Genomic DNA, 16,544 nt, shown 5'->3' with positions numbered 1-16,544 from the left:
GACTTATCGATGAAGCGCGAATTCAAGGGCTCTCTGAACACTGCGACAGCAAATGGCAGGGAGCGCTTTCTAGCTGGCGAAGTACCCTCGGCCAGAGCCACCCAGGACCGGATTGAAATTCCTGAATTTGAGCCCATACTGGCACCCGAGGGTGATGTCAGCCCCGACCGCTTCCTAGACCGGGAGTTGAGTTGGCTGGCTTTCAATTCCAGGGTCCTGGAACTGGCTGAAGACCCCGACGTGCATTTGCTGGAGCGCGTGAATTTCTTGTCCATTTTTGCCTCCAACCTGGATGAGTTCTTCATGGTTCGTGTGGCTGGGCTCAAACGGCGCATTGCAACGGGGCTAGCTGTACCATCACCTGCCGGGCTCAGTCCCATGGAAGTACTTGAACAGATCAGCGAAGCCGCCCATGAGTTGCAGGCACGCCACGCCCACGTATTTGCCAATCAGATCCGCCCAGCGTTGGCGTACGAACACATCCATCTGGTCCATTGGGATGAACTTGATGATCCGTCCAAAGTGCAACTGGCCAAGATGTTCGCCGAGAAGATCTTCCCCATCCTGACCCCCTTGGCCGTGGACCCGGCACACCCGTTCCCCTACATTTCCGGTTTGTCATTGAACTTGGCAGTGGTGGTGCGTAACCCTGTCAGCGACAAGGAACTGTTTGCACGCGTGAAGGTCCCTGACCTGTTGCCACGGCTCGTTTCCTTGGATGGCGTCCGCGCGGGGACAGTCCCCGGACGGGTGGCCCGCTTCATTCCTCTGGAAGAAGTCATTGCAGAGCACCTTGATCAGTTGTTCCCGGGCATGGAGATTGTGGAGCACCATACCTTCCGGGTCACCCGTAACGAAGACCTCGAAGTAGAAGAAGACGACGCCGAGAACCTTCTGCAGGCTCTCGAGAAGGAGCTGTTGCGGCGCAAGTTCGGCCCGCCCGTGCGCCTTGAGGTGGCCACCGATATCAACCCCAGCATCCTGGCGCTGTTGGTTCGCGAGCTTGATGTGGATGAAACGGAGGTGTACTCACTGCCCGCACCGCTTGACCTGCGCGGACTCTCCATGATCGGCAGCATTGACCGGCCAGATCTGCGTTACCCCAAGCATGTGGCCCACACGTCCCGTGATTTGAATGCCTCAGAGACCTCGAAGGCGGCCAACGTATTTGCTGCCATGCGCCGTCGTGACATCTTGTTGCACCACCCCTACGATTCGTTTTCCACCTCGGTCCAGGCCTTCCTGGAACAGGCAGCGACTGATCCCAAGGTGCGCGCCATCAAACAGACCCTGTACCGCACCTCCGGCGACTCCCCCATTGTTGATGCCCTGGTGGATGCCGCAGAGGCCGGCAAACAGGTTTTGGCGCTCGTGGAGATCAAGGCCCGTTTTGATGAACAAGCCAACATTTCTTGGGCCCGGAAACTGGAGCAGGCCGGTGTGCACGTTGTGTACGGCATTGTTGGGCTCAAGACCCACTGCAAGCTCTCCCTGGTGGTGCGCCAGGAACAGGATGGGCTGCGCCGCTACTGCCACATTGGCACGGGAAACTACCATCCACGTACGGCCAGGTACTACGAGGACCTGGGTCTGCTGACGGCTGATAATCAGGTGGGAGAAGACCTCTCCAAGCTCTTCAACCAACTCTCCGGATACGCACCCAAGACCTCCTTTGACAGGCTTCTGGTGGCCCCCCGTTCAGTGCGAAGCGGGCTCATTGACCTCATTGATGCCGAGATTGCCAATAAGAAGGCCGGCCTGCCGGCGCAGGTACGTATCAAGGTCAACTCCATGGTGGATGAAGCCATCATCGATTCCTTGTACCGGGCCTCGCAAGCCGGTGTGGAGGTAGGTGTGATTGTTCGCGGTATTTGTTCATTGCGCCCTGGCGTGCCCGGACTTAGCGAGAACATCACCGTGCGATCAGTGCTGGGCCGCTTCCTGGAACACTCCCGCGTGTTTACTTTTGCCAATGGGGGCGGCGAGAACAACATTGTGTACATTGGTTCTGCCGACATGATGCACCGGAACCTGGATCGCCGTGTTGAGGCTCTGGTGAGACTGTCCAACCGTGAAGACATTGCGGATGTAACCTCCCTTTTGAGCCGCTACCTCGATTCCGGAACAGCCAGCTGGCATCTGGATAATGACGGCGAATGGAAACGCCACCACCTTGATGACGAAGGAAACCCCTTGCTCGATGTTCAGTCATGGCTGCTCGCCAGCCGGTCACGTTCGCGATCTGCACTGCACCGTTAATGCGCAACGCTGAACATCTCGATGGCCCGATTACCGAGGACATAGCTGTCTCAATCTATGCAGCCGGCGCTCTGTGCTGGCGAGTCAAGAAAAAAAAGCTTGAAGTTCTTTTGATCCACAGGCAACGCTACGATGACTGGTCCTGGCCCAAAGGCAAACTAGATAAGGGCGAGACCCTGGCCGAGTGCGCTGTCCGGGAAGTGTATGAAGAAGTAGGCCTGCCCATCACCCTGGGCAGGCCCCTGCCATCGATCAGCTACACCGTGAAGCCCGGCCGCAAGGAAGTGCATTATTGGGCGGCAGCTGTTGATGACCTGCCTCCCACCCCCGATGGCAAGGAAGTGGACGCCGTCATTTGGTGCAGCCCCAACAAGGCCCGCGGGCTGCTCTCCAATCCCTCAGATTTACAACCCTTGGAGGCCTTGGTGGACGCGTACGAATCCTCCACCTTGAACACATGGCCGCTGCTGATTCTCCGCCATGCAAAGGCGAAGCCCCGTTCGGCCTGGACGCGGGCTGAGGGTGACCGTCCCTTGGCTGCCACTGGTAAACGGCAGGCTATGTTCCTGCAACGGCTGCTCATGGCCTGGCACCCCGGCCGCATTTACACGAGCGATTGGCTGCGCTGCATTTCCACGATCTCCCCCTACGCCCAGGCCACGAAGGCCAAGGTGAAGGTGGTGCCGTGGCTGACTGAGGCGGACCACTTGCGAAACCCGGCCAAGGTCACGGCAGTCATGGAAAAGACACTGACGCGGTCTTCGGCCACCGTTGTGTGCACACACCGCCCGGTGCTGCCCACCGTTCTGGCTGTGCTGGCAACGCATATGTCCCAGGAGTTGGGGGCTTCCTTGCCGCTTCTTGACCCGCACCTTGCTCCCGGGGAAGTCCTTGTAGCCCACATCTCGCTGGATGAGCCCGGCACCATCGTGGCTCTCGAGCAGCATAAACCCTACGAGGACTGATCCCGGCGTCATAGTCTTCCCCCGGACAATCTTTGTACCGTACACTCGGTACAAAGATTGTCGAGTCATGGGGGAATCATGAATCCGAATCCACTCGCACCTACGTTTATGGAGGGGCTGGTGTCATTCGGCCTGCCCCTTGCAGTGCTCTGCGTTGTTATTTACTCCGTCTTGCGCTTCGCCGTTTGGTCACCCCGCAACGGCCCATCCTTGGACCATGTGCGCAACCACGCCTATTGGACTGGCGTCATTGCGTGGGCCTTGAGCAGCCTGGGCAGCGCCGGCCGTACCGGACTGTACAACTTCGCCCAACCGAACGCCCACAACAGCCCCTGGTCCGTAATTCCCTGGCCGTCACTTCTGGGACCCGTACTGGCCATCATTGCCGTCCACGCCATCGGGCAGGCTACGTGGCCGGCGCCAAAGTCCGCCAAGCGGGTGGCCACTTTGGAATTCCGCCGCGTCCGCGACTACGTGCCGACGGCGCTCGGCTGGACCACGCTAGCCATCTTCCTCGCCACAGCCGCCGTGATTCCCTTCGTGGCCAGGGCCGGTGGATTCGAGGCCGTCAACGCCCCGGTCCCCGGTGCAGTCGGGGCGTGGACCACGGGAAGGATCGACGGCGGACCCCTCGCGTTGGCATTGTCCCTCACCCTGGCTGCGCTGGGCACCGGGACACTTCTTGTTATGCGCCTTGTTGCCTCACGGCGATCCCTGGCCAACTTGTCGGCCGAGCAAAACAAGACGTTGCGGATCATCGGTATGAACAGGTTGCTGCGGGTCGCGGCAACGGTTGCCTCAGGACTGGCTGCAGTGGCCGGCAACTACCTGATCCAACCGATTCCCGGCTCGGACATCGACTCGTTTGTGAACTGGCTGGGCCTTGTCAACATGGCTGTTCTGGTCATCATGTTCTTTTGGAAACCGCCCGCACTGGAACCAGCGCCGAATGATCCCGATTACCGGGGCCTCTTCGGGCTCAGCCGCACTGCTGAATCAGGTCTGGGCAAGGGACTGGCCGCATCAAGGTTCAGCGGAACCACGTACGTGCTGTTGGCCCCCACGGCTGTTGTCGGTGCGCTCTTGGGATATGCCTTACGTTTTTGGCTCGGCAGTATGGGCCCGTTCCTGACACCTTTTGCGCTGATGCCGTTGGCGTATCTCTGGCTGGAGGTGGTGATGCGGCGAAACTACACCACGGCGGCAACACCACGAACACCACTGCGCCACGCGATCCCCTGGCCCCTGTATGCCGCTTTTGCCATTAGCGCCGTCGGCTTGCTGCTGGCGGTTCTGCACGCACGCCACGTCAGCATCACCGGCGGGCGGAACACTTGGGATGGGCTCGACACACCGGCAGCCATGTACCTCATCCCGTGCGCCATGGCGCTGGCCATTTTGCTGTCCGGCGGCGCCGCACTGAAGTTTGCGCTCTCCCGCCCACCCCTGACAGACGCACCGCGGGTCCTGGATGAGGCCCTTCGCCGCCGGTCCCTGTTCAGGATTGCCAGAACCATCACCGGTGGCTGGTACGCCACTCTCGGCATGGTGCTGATCATGATGCCGCTGGCACCTATCCCTTCGGCAGCAAGTTTCGAGATGCGCACTTGGGGCACCCTGTGCCTAGTGGTTGGCGTGCTGCTTGCCATCTACCCCATCCGCAAACTCACTACTGCAGACTTCGGCCTGGACGCCGCCGAACTTGCCCCCCATGGCGCCAGTCCGGGCCAGCAGTAGCCTCATGGACGCCCGCATAGTTATTGATCTGGAGACGGCAACTCCGCCGTATGAACAAATCCAGAGGCAGATTTCCTCGCTCATTGCTGTAGGCCACTTGGCGCCCGGCACCCGGCTGCCCACTGTCCGCAGCCTCGCCGCAGACCTCGGCTTAGCTGCGGGAACCGTGGCCCGGGCGTATAAGGAACTCGAGGGCACGGGACTCGTCGCCACGAACCGGCGCCAGGGAACAGTGGTGGCGGAGCCTCGGCACGAGGAACCGGATGCGAGCGGCCAACACCGGAGCCCGCCACAGGAGCAACCGCCGCCAGGGGCGGTCGAAGTGATGGCCGCCGTAGACCATCTCATCAACGAAGGCACACGGGCCGGGCTGGAGGGGAAGATGCTCATCACACTGCTCCAGGGTCGCCTCAGCCAGCGATCCAAGTAGACTGGTGCGCGTGACTATTGAGACGCCCTACGAAGACATGCTCCGCGACGTGATGGCCAATGGCACCGTGAAGTCGGACCGCACAGGCACCGGCACCCGTAGTGTTTTTGGCCGCCAGCTGCGGTTCGACCTGAGTGAGAGTTTTCCGCTGATCACTACCAAGCGGGTGCATTTCAAGTCGGTCGCCATGGAGTTGCTGTGGTTCCTGCGCGGCGATTCCAACGTGCGCTGGCTGCAGGAAAACGGTGTGAAGATTTGGAATGAATGGGCGGACGATTCCGGTGAGCTGGGTCCCGTCTATGGCGTCCAGTGGCGCTCATGGCCCACACCAGACGGTGAACACATTGACCAAATTGCCACTGTCATGGAGTCGCTGCGTCAGAACCCAGACTCACGCCGGCACATTGTCTCGGCCTGGAACGTGGGCGAGCTCAAAAACATGGCGCTGCCGCCGTGCCACGCCTTCTTCCAGTTCTATGTTGCCCCCACGGAGGATGGCCGCGGCAAACTCTCCTGCCAGCTCTACCAGCGCTCGGCAGACACATTCTTGGGCGTTCCCTTCAACATTGCCTCGTATGCACTTTTGACCTTAATGGTGGCCCAACAGCTGGACATGGACCCGGGCGAATTCATCTGGTCTGGCGGCGACGTGCACGTGTACGACGACCATGTGGAGCAGGTGGCCCAGCAGCTTTCCCGTGAGCCGTTCCCGTACCCAAAACTGCGCCTCACCCGGAAACCTGATTCCATCTTTGACTACGACTTTGCAGACTTTGAACTGGTTGACTACCAGCACCACCCCGCGATTAAGGCACCGATAGCCGTATGAGAGAACTACCCGCCACCTACCGTTTCACCCAGCCCATTGTTGGCATGATCTGGGCCCAAACCAACACCGGTGTGATTGGTGCCGACGGCGGCATGCCGTGGCACTTGCCCGAGGATCTGGCTCACTTCAAGCGGGTCACGTTGGGCCACCCCGTGGTCATGGGCCGCAAAACGTGGGAGTCATTCCCGGATAAGTTCCGCCCTTTGCCGGATCGCACTAACATTGTGGTGACCCGCCGGCAGGGGTGGGCGGGAACACCTGAGGCGAGCGGCGCCGTCGTGCTTGACTCGGTAGAGGAGGCCCTGGTTGAGGCTCAGTTTTCCCCCGGCGGCAATGAGGTGTGGGTCATTGGTGGCGGCCAGATCTTTGAACAGACCTCCGAACATTGCAATGTGGCTGTGGTGACCGTCATCAACACCGGCGTCACCGGAGACACGCAGGCGCCCGTATTGGGCAGCGAGTGGGCGTTCCGCGGCGCAACCCCGGCGGAAGGCTGGCACACCTCGAAGAACGGCACTGAATACCGGATCACCCTGTGGGCTAAGGGTGAAACTGAGTTCGAAGCCCCGGAATAGCCTTCAGGAGGCCGCCACAGTGGTATTGCGCACGATCAAGTTCTGGTTTCGCAAAGAAACCCTCGATCAGCAGTTGCGAGACATCGCTGCCATGGATCAGTATGCGAAAGCTCTCGCCGCCGGCGAAAAAAGGATTTTAGCGCAAGGCGCTAATGGCGAGCTCTATAGCTATCTGCCGGAAGAATAAGGCGCTAGCAGGGCCGGCCGCATTCCTCTGACTTCAGTGCTTGGCCACGTACTCTGGACAGGAATGTGAGCCCTAGCATTTACTGCCTTGAGCTGGGCTATGATTGCAGGCTCAGCGCATGCCGGGGTGAAGCCTTCTAGCGGATCTGACTGGATTGGCGTGGTGTTGTTGTTGCTACTGCTGGGGGGCCTAGGCCTCTTCTTTGTTCTTGGCCTGCGGGAGCTGATCAAGGAAGCAAAAGCAGCGCGCCTTCGCAATCAGCGCGGTCTCCCCCGGCCCACTGAGTAATGCGCGGTTCCGGTACTGGTGAGATTTTTCAGTGGGCCTTAGAGATATCCCAATGTGTCAATCGTTGACGTTTTTGCCATTTCCATGATGGCCAGCGCAGCGCCACCCCGGGCACCTGTTGCTGCACCGGGAGGCAAAGCAGCCTGTACCACGGCGACGTGAGAACTTGTCAGCGGGAGTGTATGAGTTTTCAGGGCTGCTATGAGCGGAGCCATGAACGGTTCCCCCGCCTGCGCAAGCTCGCCGCCAATGATCATTAGCTCTGGATCGAGCAAATTGGCAATCCCCGCCAAGAACCGGCCCGCCACGGCGCCAACTTCGTCCAGGACTGCCAGACAGCTGGGATTAGACCTTGTGGTCTCCTCCAGCACGTGCGCCCAGTCCGCATTCTCTCCCAAGACAGGACTCAACAATGACAGCACATGGGCCGTTCCTGTGCGCAGCACCAAGCACCCACGGTTGCCGCAGGGGCAGGTTGCGCCGTTGATGTCTGTGGACATGTGTCCAATTTCCCCGGCCGCGCCAATACTTCCTCGAAAGAGCTGATCTTCCGCGAACAACGCCATGCCCACTCCGCTGGAAAAACTCAAGTACAAGACATTCGCACTGTGCTGGCCGGCACCCCACCGTTTTTCAGCGAAGCCTTCCAAGCGTGAATTGTTTTCCACAAAAATCTGGTAGGGCAGATGGTGGGCCAAAATACTGCGTACATCTAGCTTTGACCATGGCTGTCCCGGGAGGGAAACGCCAACCATATCGGTGCGTCTGTCAATTTGTCCCGGAACACCTACACCGACCCCCACGATCTTGGTGCCGTCAATACCTGCCTCATCCAATAACGTTTCCAGCGCAGAAGCAGCAGCCACAACCCGTGATTCGGCAGTGCTCTGCGCATCCACCGCGAAGATAGTTTCTGACACCGTATTTCCGGAGAGGTCAGAGGCGCTAATGGCTACCTGATCAAGAGTGAAATCAATGCCAAGACTAAACCCTGCCAACGGGTTGATAGCTACTAGTTCGTGCCCCCCGCGAGTCGCTTTTTGCTCAGGTTTGAGGTTCAGCACCACGTTTCTCTCCAACAACTCATTGGTGATGTTGGTGATGGTTGTTCGCGATGTGCGTATACGCCGAGCCAACTCGGCCCGGTGGAGCGGGCCGTCAATCAATAACAACTCCACCATTTGACGGGTGTTAGTGGCTCGAAGCCCTTTCAGAGAGCCCCCTTCAGTGACCATTATTGCTATCCGTTGAAAGAGTTTCAGGCATGTCAGCCCTTTCGCGCATCAGCTCCGCAAGCTGTCCAAGTTGTTGTGGATCTTCCAATGCGGATCCTACTGCAATAACCCGGGCTCCTGCGAGCAGGAAGCTACGGGCATTGTGGGCGTCCATACCGCCGGTGGAAACAATCTTAATGCCGGGGAAGGGCCCTCCCATGGCTTTTAGCCAGTCCACTCCCAACACACTAGCGGGAAAGGCTTTGACCCATTCCAGGCCCTGACTCATGGCCGCTTGGATCTCGCTGGGGGTAGCCACTCCGGGCAAGTGAGCCAAACCAGCATCGGCGCATGCCTGGATCACATCCACGTTCACGCCAGGACTGACGGTGAATGCCGCACCAGCGTCCTTAGCTTGTTCTACGTGGGTGCGGTTGAGTACCGTTCCTGCGCCCACCACCAGTCCGCGATCTTCAGCGGCCAAGGCCAGCGCTTTCAGCGCTTTGAGGTCTTCAGTAGTTTGGATGGGTATCTCCACCGAGGTCACGCCAACATTCCACGCCATAGTGGCTACTTCCAGGGTTCGCTGTGTTCCTAAGCCTCGCAAAATTGCCATGACGGGGGTGCTGGCGAACATCTGGTCAAAGAACTGATTACTCACTACTTACTGCCTTCTTTACTCGAGGGTTGAAAGTCAAGGGTACTGGCGAGCGCCCGCGCCGCGAATTGATGTCCTCTTTGCAACCGCTCGAGGGCCTGTCCATTTTCGAGTACGGCAGAAAGGTAACCCGCCGCAAACGCATCACCAGCACCCACTGCCTCGACCACCTGAACAAGCGGCGCCGGGACGAAGGTGGAGCCTTGGCTGTTAAACTCAGTAGCTCCTAGGGCTCCATCTTTGATAATCAGCGTCCCCGCATTTGGAATCAGTTCGCGCACATCGTCCGCGGATCCGAGTCCTGGCCACAGTACCTGTGCTTCATCCAATCCAACGAAGGTGTAATCAGCTTGCCGTGCATAGTTCAGTAGAACCGCCTGTGCGTCCTGGACACCCCAAAGCCCCGGCCGGTAATTGACATCGAAGGACACCGGTACGCGCTCTCGCTTGGCCCGGTCAAAGAGCATCTGGACCAAGGCCGCGCACGAGCTTGACAGCGCGGGGGTGATGCCGGTGAGGTGTAGGAGACGAAACGATCCCCACGGCAGAGATTCCACCGTGCCAGCGCCCATGAGTGCAGCAGCAGAATTCTTACGGTAATAGTGCACGGTGGTTGAGTTTATTCCGGGGTCTTTGAACATCACACCGGTGGGTGCCTGCGGATCCACGCTTACATAGGTGGTGTTAACGCCATGATTTTTCAGCGTCCGCACTATTCTCCGACCCAGCGGGTCATTGCCAACCCGGCTGACCCAGGCAGCGCTGTGCCCCCAATCTGCAAGCCACTGGGCAAGGTTCGATTCTGCCCCAGCGGTCTCCACTGAAAAGCCGGAGGCCATTTCCAGTGGCTCAGCCAAGGTCGGGGTAACCACAGCCATGGTTTCGCCCACAGCTACTACATCAATCATCTTTTCTTTTCTTGATCGTTCTGGAGGGAGATTTTCAGGGGGCCACGGTAAGGCCGTGCTGAGGGCCCGGAGACAGCAACGTTGACACCGAACAGCTTCCCGGCATCAGGGCTCTCTTGCTCCCAGCCTTCATCAAGCCAGCCGCTACAACTGGTGATAACCAACAGATTCCCTACAAGCGCTACCGCTGTTGGGCGGGCTGCCGGGACCTGGACTACGTCCAAAAGCTCACCCTTGGGCGAATACCTGTGCACCGCCCACCCATCCCACAGCGCCACCCAAATGCAGCCATCGTTATCCACCACCAGCCCGTCTGGGTCTCCTGTTTCTGGAGCGAACGAAACAAGGGTAGTACTACCTTGGATCCCCGTGCGCGGGTCAATGTCGAAGTGGCGTAGGGTCCGTGCACTGGTGTCGACGTAGTAGGCGCTGCGACCATCCGCGGTGAAGTCCAGCCCGTTGGAGATCCCGATCCCGCCCAGCGCCACTGTGCCATGTCCGCTGGAGTCAAAGCGCCACAGCCTTCCCTGTCCCGCGGCACCGTTTCTGCTCATGGAACCGACCCACAGGTTGCCTTCTGTGTCAGCTACGCCGTCATTGAAGGCTGTTGGGCGGTTGGCTTCCGGCTCGGCGAGTACTGACCTTGTGCCGTCTTGGGCGAGGTGAACGAGTTCGCTCTCACGCGCCATCACCCAGCCGGCACCCTCCCCCGGCAGGGGTGTAACCGGGCCGGCCATGCCTTCCACGGCTAGGGTGCGCTCTAACTCAAAACTGTCTCCGACTACCCCACCCACATGGACAAATCCGCCAGTAATATCCGTCCAGAGGAGTTTACCCGTGCGTGAATCAACCCTAGGCGTTTCACCCAGTTCCGCTCGAGGACCACCTAAGCAGACCGCTGTTAGTTCACGAGGCATGGCTTACCACTCAAGGAAAGAGTTGTCATTTTGGCGCCAGATGGAGTTGCGCCAGCGATGCGGGTTCAACGCGGCATGCCGGACTTTTTCTTCATCAATTCCGATACCCAGCCCGGGGGCTACTGGCCGAGCAATGTAACCGGTTCCCATATTGAAGACCTCTGGCTCCTCTAGGTAGTCAAAAAGGTCCGGGCCTTCCTGATACCCGGAACCCCTGCTCTGCTCTTGAAGCAGGAAATTCGGGCTGGCAATGTCAACCTGCAGGCTCGCGGCAAGCGCAATGGGGCCCAACGGGCAGTGCGGCGCCAATTGAACACCGTATGCTTCCGCCATGGCTGCAATCCTGCGCACTTCAGAGATACCGCCAGCGTGGCTCAAATCTGGCTGGACCACACTGACACCTTTACCCAAAACGGTTTTGAAGTCCCAGCGGGAGTAGAGGCGTTCGCCAACCGCCAACGGTATGGATGTACCTTGAGCAATAAGGGACAAATCACCTGAGAGTTCCGGAACCAGCACTTCCTCGGCGAAAATGGGCAAATATTCTTCCATGAGGGGCAGCACCCGGCGGGACATGGCCGGGCTGAACCTGCCGTGGAAATCCAAAGCGATGTCAAGTTCCTCGCCACCTGCTTCGCGCACAGCGGCCAGTGATTTCACCATTTTGCGAATGCTCGCTGCCGTATCAAGAGGGGCCAGCTTGCCAGCCGGGCAGAATTTCACTGCTGTGAAACCCTCAGCCATGGCTTCACGGGTGGAATTGGCCAGTTCCTCCGGACTGGCACCTTGAATCCAGGTATACATGCGTACCTTCTCTCGCACGGGACCACCCAGCAATTCATAGATAGGGACGTCTAAGGCTTTGCCCTTGATATCCCACAGTGCCTGATCAATCCCCGCCACCGCACTGGAAAGAACAGGCCCACCCCTGTAGAAGCCACCCTTAGTCAGGACCTGCCAATGGTCTTCGATAGTGGAGGCGTCCTCGCCAATGAGGTAGTCAGACATCTCAGCCACTGCCGCCGCAACTGTTTCGGCGCGCCCTTCAACAATGGGTTCACCCCACCCCACCAATCCGCTCTCAGTCTCCATCCTGAGAAACAACCAGCGTGGGGGAACTTGAAAGGTCTCTATCTTAGTAATCTTCACGCATATTCCCTTAGTCAGAAGAGCTTCTGTCCTGCCCGCGCGGACAGTTCGCACGGCCAGTTTGTGCGGCCAGTCCTCACTGGCGGGCACAGAATGTGGCATTCTGGGCTCACCAGATCAAGAATTGTCAAAAGAATTGACACTTACATGGTGATTGTAACCGCCTCGGGAGATGTTATCCATACAAGAGGATTCACTTTTGTAACTGTGTAATTATATTTGACAACTTACTGTATCTTGTGACTATACTCACAGCACAAGCCGAGCGATGTTGCAGAGGCTGACTCACACAACTACTTTGAAGGACACTCCATGACTCAGATTAAGCCTTGGCTTAAACTCGCCACCGGCGCCCTCTTGGCAACTTCAGTCGCTTTCACGGCTTCCGGATGCACCACCACCGACGCTGTAAGCAGTGGCGACGGCGAGAAGTCAATGACCTACTGGTCCATGTGGACAGAGACCGAGCCTCAGGCTGAGGTCCTGAAGACCTCCCTAGATGCTTTCCAGAAGGACACTGGGATCAAGGTCAACGTTCAGTGGCAAGGGCGCAAGGTTTTGGACAAAGTCACTGCCGGCCTGCTCTCCAACGATGTCCCAGACCTTGTTGACCAGGCTTACGACGGCCTCGGCCCGACCCTGGCAAAGACAAACCAGCTTGAAGATCTTGCCCCGGTACTCAAAGAGTCCGTCCCCGGCGAAGACGGCAAAACCGTTGGCGACGTCATTCCGGCCAAGTACTTCGATGTTCTGCCCACCTATGGTGGCGATGTGAAAACCTACATGGTGCCGTACACCATTTCTAACGTGTCAGTCTTTTACAACAAGGCCAACAAGGTTGCTCCCGACGCGCCCAAGACTTGGGACGAATTGCTGGATAACTGCAAGAAAGCACTAGCCGCTGACATTGCCTGCATCGCTTCAGATGGTGACGCAACCTGGGCCAACAGCTACTGGTTTGATTACCTGATGAACCGCAATGCAGGTGACGGTTCCTTCGCCAAGCTGGTTGAAGACAAGACCGGTGCATCCTTTGATGATCCCGCAGTGCTGAAAACTGCAAAGCAAATCGAAGAACTCATCAAGAGTGGCTACATCATCAAGGGTTACGACGCTTCCAAATACCCTGAACAGCAGAACGCATGGGCTTCCAACAAGGCCCTCTACTACCTGATGGGTAGCTGGGCTCCGGCAGAAACCGGAAAGTACGCCGCAGAAGGCTTTGAGTACGGCGCGTTCAACTTCCCCACCACTACGGCAACGTCCTCTACAGCTAACGACTCCATCGCCTTCGGCTTTGCAGTGCCGAAGAAGGCCAAGAACACCGATGCAGCAAAGCAGTTCATTGCCTACTTCGCTAACAAGGACCGCATGGGCCAGATCTCCTCGGTAGCGAACAACCTCTCTGCTCGCCCCGATGTCGAAGCTCCCGCCACTTTGAAGGACGTTGCCACCATCCTGGCTGAGAACCCCACCAGGCTCCCCAACGATGGAGTCTCCGGTGACATCACTGACAAGGGCTTCAACGCAAGCTTCGAGAAGCTCTTCTTGGGCAAGCTCACAGCAGAGCAGTATGTCAAGGAAGCAAAGTCCGCGATGGTGGCCTACTGGAACGCCAAGGGCTAACTGATGGCTACCCCTGTTCTTCCGCTGGCACGTGGGCGCAACACTGCACGCCCACGTGCCGGCATGTCCGCAATTGAACGCAGCCGGCGACGGCTGTTCTGGCCAATGTTGGCACCAGCACTGATCCTCATGATCTTGTTTTACCTCGTTCCTATCATTTTTGCTGGCTGGTTGAGCCTTAATGAATGGGATGGGATTAACGAGCTCAAGTGGGTAGGCCTGGATAACTACATCCGGCTATCTAAGGATCCGGTCTTCATTGGATCCATCATTAACACCTTGAAGATTCTCTTCATTGTTGGAATCGTGACGTTTGTCTTCGCTTTTGGCCTAACCATGATCCTGCGGGACATGATGGGCAAGAAGTTTGTTCGCAGCGTTTTGTTCTTTCCTACGTTGATCAATGCCATGGTCTTCGGTATTTTTGCCGGTTTCCTCTTCAGCCCTTCTGGCCCTGTCAACAAACTCTTGTTGCTGGTAGGCGTTCAGGATCCGCCCAAGTGGCTGGCTCAAGACAATCTATTCAACATGATCATGATCGTGATGATCTGGAGTGCCACCGGCTACTTCACCACCATCATCATGTCCGCTGTGGACCAAATCCCGGCCTATTACTATGAGGCAGCCGGACTGGACGGCGCTGGTCCTTGGACCAAGTTCCGTCACGTGACGCTTCCGCTTGCTTGGGATGTTATTTCTGTGTGTGCCGTCTTGTGGACCATGAGTTCAGTGAAAGTCTTTGAGCTGATTTTGGTCTTCGGCGGTTCCACAGCAAAACCACCGCCCACGAGCACCTGGTCAACAGCCCTGTACGTCTTCCAGGCGGCGTTTGGCAGCGGTGGCGATCGTGAGTTTGGTATTTCTGCCGCATCAGCAATTGTCAGCCTGGTTCTCGTCACTGTTCTCACCATCGGGCTGCGCCGCATGTTGCGTCGCGACGCCGTTGAAATCTAGGAAGCAAGGTTGAATTCGTGAACCAAGTCATAACTCAGCCCCCGCTTCGAACTGAAACGGCGAAGGCCTCCCACACTCCAAAGACACCCACACGGCGCAGGTCCTCACGGAAGGACCGAATTAGCCTCGGCGGCTACGTGGGCAGGGCAGTGGTGTGGCTGCTGGTAGCTTTCAATATCTTCCTTCTGGTCTGGATGGTACTCACTTCCATACGTGACACGCGGGATATTGCTCGGGACCCGCTGGGTATACCAGCGGTCCCGTTCTGGGAAAACTACAGCACTGCATGGAATACCGGGGGGTTTGGCACAGCCGCCATTAACTCGGTCATTGCCACCTTAATTTCTTCGCTCCTGGTGGTTGCCATTGCCGCACCCGCGGCATATGTATTGGCCAAGTCAACCCGTAAACTCTCCTCCACATTCACCCTGCTGTTTGTGCTGGGTCTGGGAGTTCCCGGTCAGGTTCTGCTGGTCCCTGTCTATATCATGATGGCCAAGTTTCAGGACATCTCCCATCTGAAGATGATCAACAGTATTCAAGGGCTAATTCTAGTGATGGTGGGGCTCGGTATTCCTTTTACCGTGTTCCTGCTGGCTGGGTTCTTCCGTTCGTTGCCAGTAGAAATAGAGGAGGCCGCTGCTATTGACGGCTCCTCCGGAATACGCACCTTTATCCAGATCGTGCTTCCTTTGGCTCGTTCTGGTTTGGTCACCGCGTTTATGCTGGCTGTCATCAGCGGCTGGAACGAAACCTTGTTCTCGCTGGTACTACTGACCACGTCAGAAAACCGGACACTGCCGATCGCCCTGTTGGCCTTCCTTGATCAGGCACAATTCAATGGCGCCGATTGGGGCGGGCTCTTCGCTGGCATTGTCATGGTAGTCACCCCCGTTCTGGCCCTGTTCATTTGGTTGGGCCGGCGCATTGTTGAAGGAATGACAGTGGGTATTAGCAAGTAATCGAAAGGAAGCCTTAGCGTTGAAACCTCTTCTTCTCCTCACTGGAGGAAATGGCACGGTGGGACGTCTACTGCTAGAGCAATTGCGCCGTAGCTACCGGATCAGAATCACCACCAGAACCGTTCTCGATCCGTACCCGGCCATTTTTGAGACAGAAGACGAGGTAGTGGTCGGTGATCTCGCCGATCAAAACTTCGCCCGGTCTGCGGTGGAGGGTTGCCACGCAATCCTCCACCTGGCTGCCAACGCCTCCCCTGCCGCCTCGGTGGGGGAGGCGTTTGGCAACGTCTCAATGATGAGCCATCTGTTCAGCGCGGCACGAGAATTTGCTGTACGGAAGCTGGTGATTGCGAGTTCCATTCATGCCACCGGTTTGGACTACCGGGACGGAGTTCACCACATTGATCCGGCCCATGCACCACGTCCCTGTTGCTCCTATGGTGCAAGCAAAATCGCCGTGGAGGCTTTGGCCCGCCTTCATCAAGACGCACAAGGTGACGCAGTTTCCTGCCTCAGACTTGGTTTGACCGGCTGGCCTTTGATAGAGCGGCAGTACGCTCACACGTGGCTCTCCACCGGAGATCTTTTGACACTGATCGACGCAGCACTGAACCGATCCCCGGGCTTTGGTATTTACCACGGCGTCTCTCTTGATTCCACGGAGCGTTGGAACACCAAAAACGCACTTGAAGATCTTGGTTGGGAGGCACGGGATCGCTGGGAAGTAGACACGACCCAACTGCCACTGGCCGCCTCCACTGCATGCCAACTTTTCTCCACTACCTAACAGATATCTCCGTTGCGAAAGCGATGCGATTCCCTTAGCTGGTGCTCCAGTGACTCTTGGTTCAATCGGCGTGGTTCACCTGAAATATAACAGATAGGA

Annotated in this window: 17 protein-coding genes; 12 read left to right on the top strand and 5 right to left on the bottom strand. The window is 57.8% G+C overall.

The window, feature by feature from the left end; translation table 11 throughout:
• The first annotated feature begins 9 nt into the window (after nucleotides 1–9).
• The 8 genes from RY113_RS15375 to RY113_RS15340 all read left to right on the top strand — a co-directional run bounded on the left by RY113_RS15375 (nucleotide 10) and on the right by RY113_RS15340 (nucleotide 7,270).
• Entirely contained in the window at nucleotides 10–2,259 is a 2,250-nt protein-coding gene (locus RY113_RS15375) for an RNA degradosome polyphosphate kinase (RefSeq protein ID WP_110105524.1), read from the top strand.
• A complete protein-coding gene (locus tag RY113_RS15370; protein WP_110105523.1) occupies nucleotides 2,259–3,224 on the top strand; it encodes an NUDIX hydrolase in 966 nt (321 codons plus the stop codon). Before RY113_RS15375 ends, RY113_RS15370 begins: the two co-directional genes overlap by 1 nt.
• A 78-nt stretch (nucleotides 3,225–3,302) precedes the next feature.
• Nucleotides 3,303–4,961 (top strand): hypothetical protein, encoded by a 1,659-nt coding sequence (locus RY113_RS15365; protein ID WP_315915263.1) that lies wholly within the window; start codon nucleotides 3,303–3,305, stop codon nucleotides 4,959–4,961.
• Nucleotides 4,962–4,965: 4 nt separating this feature from the next.
• On the top strand, nucleotides 4,966–5,391 hold the full coding sequence (locus RY113_RS15360; protein ID WP_315915262.1) for a GntR family transcriptional regulator: 426 nt from the start codon (nucleotides 4,966–4,968) through the stop codon (nucleotides 5,389–5,391).
• A gap of 10 nt (nucleotides 5,392–5,401) precedes the next feature.
• Nucleotides 5,402–6,220, top strand: a complete 819-nt coding sequence (locus tag RY113_RS15355) for a thymidylate synthase (protein WP_315915261.1) — start codon at nucleotides 5,402–5,404, stop codon at nucleotides 6,218–6,220.
• Nucleotides 6,217–6,795, top strand: coding sequence for a dihydrofolate reductase (locus RY113_RS15350; protein WP_315915258.1), 579 nt, complete (start codon nucleotides 6,217–6,219; stop codon nucleotides 6,793–6,795). The genes RY113_RS15355 and RY113_RS15350 overlap by 4 nt, the downstream gene beginning before the upstream one ends.
• 19 nt (nucleotides 6,796–6,814) lie before the next feature.
• Nucleotides 6,815–6,982 (top strand): hypothetical protein, encoded by a 168-nt coding sequence (locus tag RY113_RS15345; RefSeq protein WP_170120917.1) that lies wholly within the window; start codon nucleotides 6,815–6,817, stop codon nucleotides 6,980–6,982.
• Between the two features lie 99 nt (nucleotides 6,983–7,081).
• Nucleotides 7,082–7,270 (top strand): hypothetical protein, encoded by a 189-nt coding sequence (locus RY113_RS15340; protein WP_110105520.1) that lies wholly within the window; start codon nucleotides 7,082–7,084, stop codon nucleotides 7,268–7,270.
• Between the two features lie 38 nt (nucleotides 7,271–7,308).
• Here the strand turns inward: RY113_RS15340 and RY113_RS15335 are convergent, their stop codons facing one another.
• From RY113_RS15335 to dgoD, 5 genes are read right to left on the bottom strand one after another with little or no spacing between them, the layout of a single operon-like run.
• Nucleotides 7,309–8,451 (bottom strand): ROK family protein, encoded by a 1,143-nt coding sequence (locus RY113_RS15335; protein ID WP_315915256.1) that lies wholly within the window; start codon nucleotides 8,449–8,451, stop codon nucleotides 7,309–7,311.
• A gap of 43 nt (nucleotides 8,452–8,494) precedes the next feature.
• Nucleotides 8,495–9,145: a bifunctional 4-hydroxy-2-oxoglutarate aldolase/2-dehydro-3-deoxy-phosphogluconate aldolase gene (locus RY113_RS15330; RefSeq protein WP_315915255.1), complete on the bottom strand. Its 651-nt coding sequence runs from the start codon at nucleotides 9,143–9,145 to the stop codon at nucleotides 8,495–8,497.
• Nucleotides 9,145–10,050, bottom strand: coding sequence for a sugar kinase (locus tag RY113_RS15325; protein ID WP_110105517.1), 906 nt, complete (start codon nucleotides 10,048–10,050; stop codon nucleotides 9,145–9,147). The genes RY113_RS15330 and RY113_RS15325 overlap by 1 nt, the downstream gene beginning before the upstream one ends.
• Nucleotides 10,047–10,967, bottom strand: a complete 921-nt coding sequence (locus RY113_RS15320) for an SMP-30/gluconolactonase/LRE family protein (protein WP_110105516.1) — start codon at nucleotides 10,965–10,967, stop codon at nucleotides 10,047–10,049. Before RY113_RS15320 ends, RY113_RS15325 begins: the two co-directional genes overlap by 4 nt.
• A 3-nt stretch (nucleotides 10,968–10,970) precedes the next feature.
• Complete coding sequence (gene dgoD, locus RY113_RS15315; protein ID WP_110105515.1) at nucleotides 10,971–12,116, bottom strand: galactonate dehydratase; 1,146 nt, start codon at nucleotides 12,114–12,116, stop codon at nucleotides 10,971–10,973.
• Between the two features lie 312 nt (nucleotides 12,117–12,428).
• Between dgoD and RY113_RS15310 the strand changes: the two genes are divergently transcribed.
• From RY113_RS15310 to RY113_RS15295, 4 genes are read left to right on the top strand one after another with little or no spacing between them, the layout of a single operon-like run.
• The gene (locus RY113_RS15310; RefSeq protein ID WP_110105514.1) at nucleotides 12,429–13,742 is read left to right on the top strand and encodes an ABC transporter substrate-binding protein; all 1,314 of its coding nucleotides are present in this window, start codon (nucleotides 12,429–12,431) and stop codon (nucleotides 13,740–13,742) included.
• A gap of 3 nt (nucleotides 13,743–13,745) precedes the next feature.
• Nucleotides 13,746–14,696: a carbohydrate ABC transporter permease gene (locus tag RY113_RS15305; RefSeq protein ID WP_110105513.1), complete on the top strand. Its 951-nt coding sequence runs from the start codon at nucleotides 13,746–13,748 to the stop codon at nucleotides 14,694–14,696.
• 17 nt (nucleotides 14,697–14,713) lie between these two features.
• Nucleotides 14,714–15,658: a carbohydrate ABC transporter permease gene (locus RY113_RS15300; RefSeq protein ID WP_211315096.1), complete on the top strand. Its 945-nt coding sequence runs from the start codon at nucleotides 14,714–14,716 to the stop codon at nucleotides 15,656–15,658.
• 19 nt (nucleotides 15,659–15,677) lie between these two features.
• Nucleotides 15,678–16,445 (top strand): NAD(P)-dependent oxidoreductase, encoded by a 768-nt coding sequence (locus RY113_RS15295; RefSeq protein ID WP_110105512.1) that lies wholly within the window; start codon nucleotides 15,678–15,680, stop codon nucleotides 16,443–16,445.
• Nucleotides 16,446–16,544 lie beyond the last annotated feature (99 nt).

It is taken from the genome of Arthrobacter sp. lap29, assembly GCF_032458965.1.
In the GTDB taxonomy this organism is placed as follows: domain Bacteria; phylum Actinomycetota; class Actinomycetes; order Actinomycetales; family Micrococcaceae; genus Specibacter; species Specibacter psychrochitiniphilus.
This window is presented reverse-complemented; position numbering and strand designations above follow the sequence as displayed.

Coding starts and splice junctions, on each gene's coding strand:
- RY113_RS15375 (WP_110105524.1), top strand. CDS start 10: ATGAAGCGCGAATTCAAGGGCTCTCTGAACACTGCGACAGCAAATGGC.
- RY113_RS15370 (WP_110105523.1), top strand. CDS start 2,259: ATGCGCAACGCTGAACATCTCGATGGCCCGATTACCGAGGACATAGCT.
- RY113_RS15365 (WP_315915263.1), top strand. CDS start 3,303: ATGAATCCGAATCCACTCGCACCTACGTTTATGGAGGGGCTGGTGTCA.
- RY113_RS15360 (WP_315915262.1), top strand. CDS start 4,966: ATGGACGCCCGCATAGTTATTGATCTGGAGACGGCAACTCCGCCGTAT.
- RY113_RS15350 (WP_315915258.1), top strand. CDS start 6,217: ATGAGAGAACTACCCGCCACCTACCGTTTCACCCAGCCCATTGTTGGC.
- RY113_RS15340 (WP_110105520.1), top strand. CDS start 7,082: ATGATTGCAGGCTCAGCGCATGCCGGGGTGAAGCCTTCTAGCGGATCT.
- RY113_RS15335 (WP_315915256.1), bottom strand. CDS start 8,451: ATGGTGGAGTTGTTATTGATTGACGGCCCGCTCCACCGGGCCGAGTTG.
- RY113_RS15325 (WP_110105517.1), bottom strand. CDS start 10,050: ATGATTGATGTAGTAGCTGTGGGCGAAACCATGGCTGTGGTTACCCCG.
- RY113_RS15320 (WP_110105516.1), bottom strand. CDS start 10,967: ATGCCTCGTGAACTAACAGCGGTCTGCTTAGGTGGTCCTCGAGCGGAA.
- RY113_RS15310 (WP_110105514.1), top strand. CDS start 12,429: ATGACTCAGATTAAGCCTTGGCTTAAACTCGCCACCGGCGCCCTCTTG.
- RY113_RS15305 (WP_110105513.1), top strand. CDS start 13,746: ATGGCTACCCCTGTTCTTCCGCTGGCACGTGGGCGCAACACTGCACGC.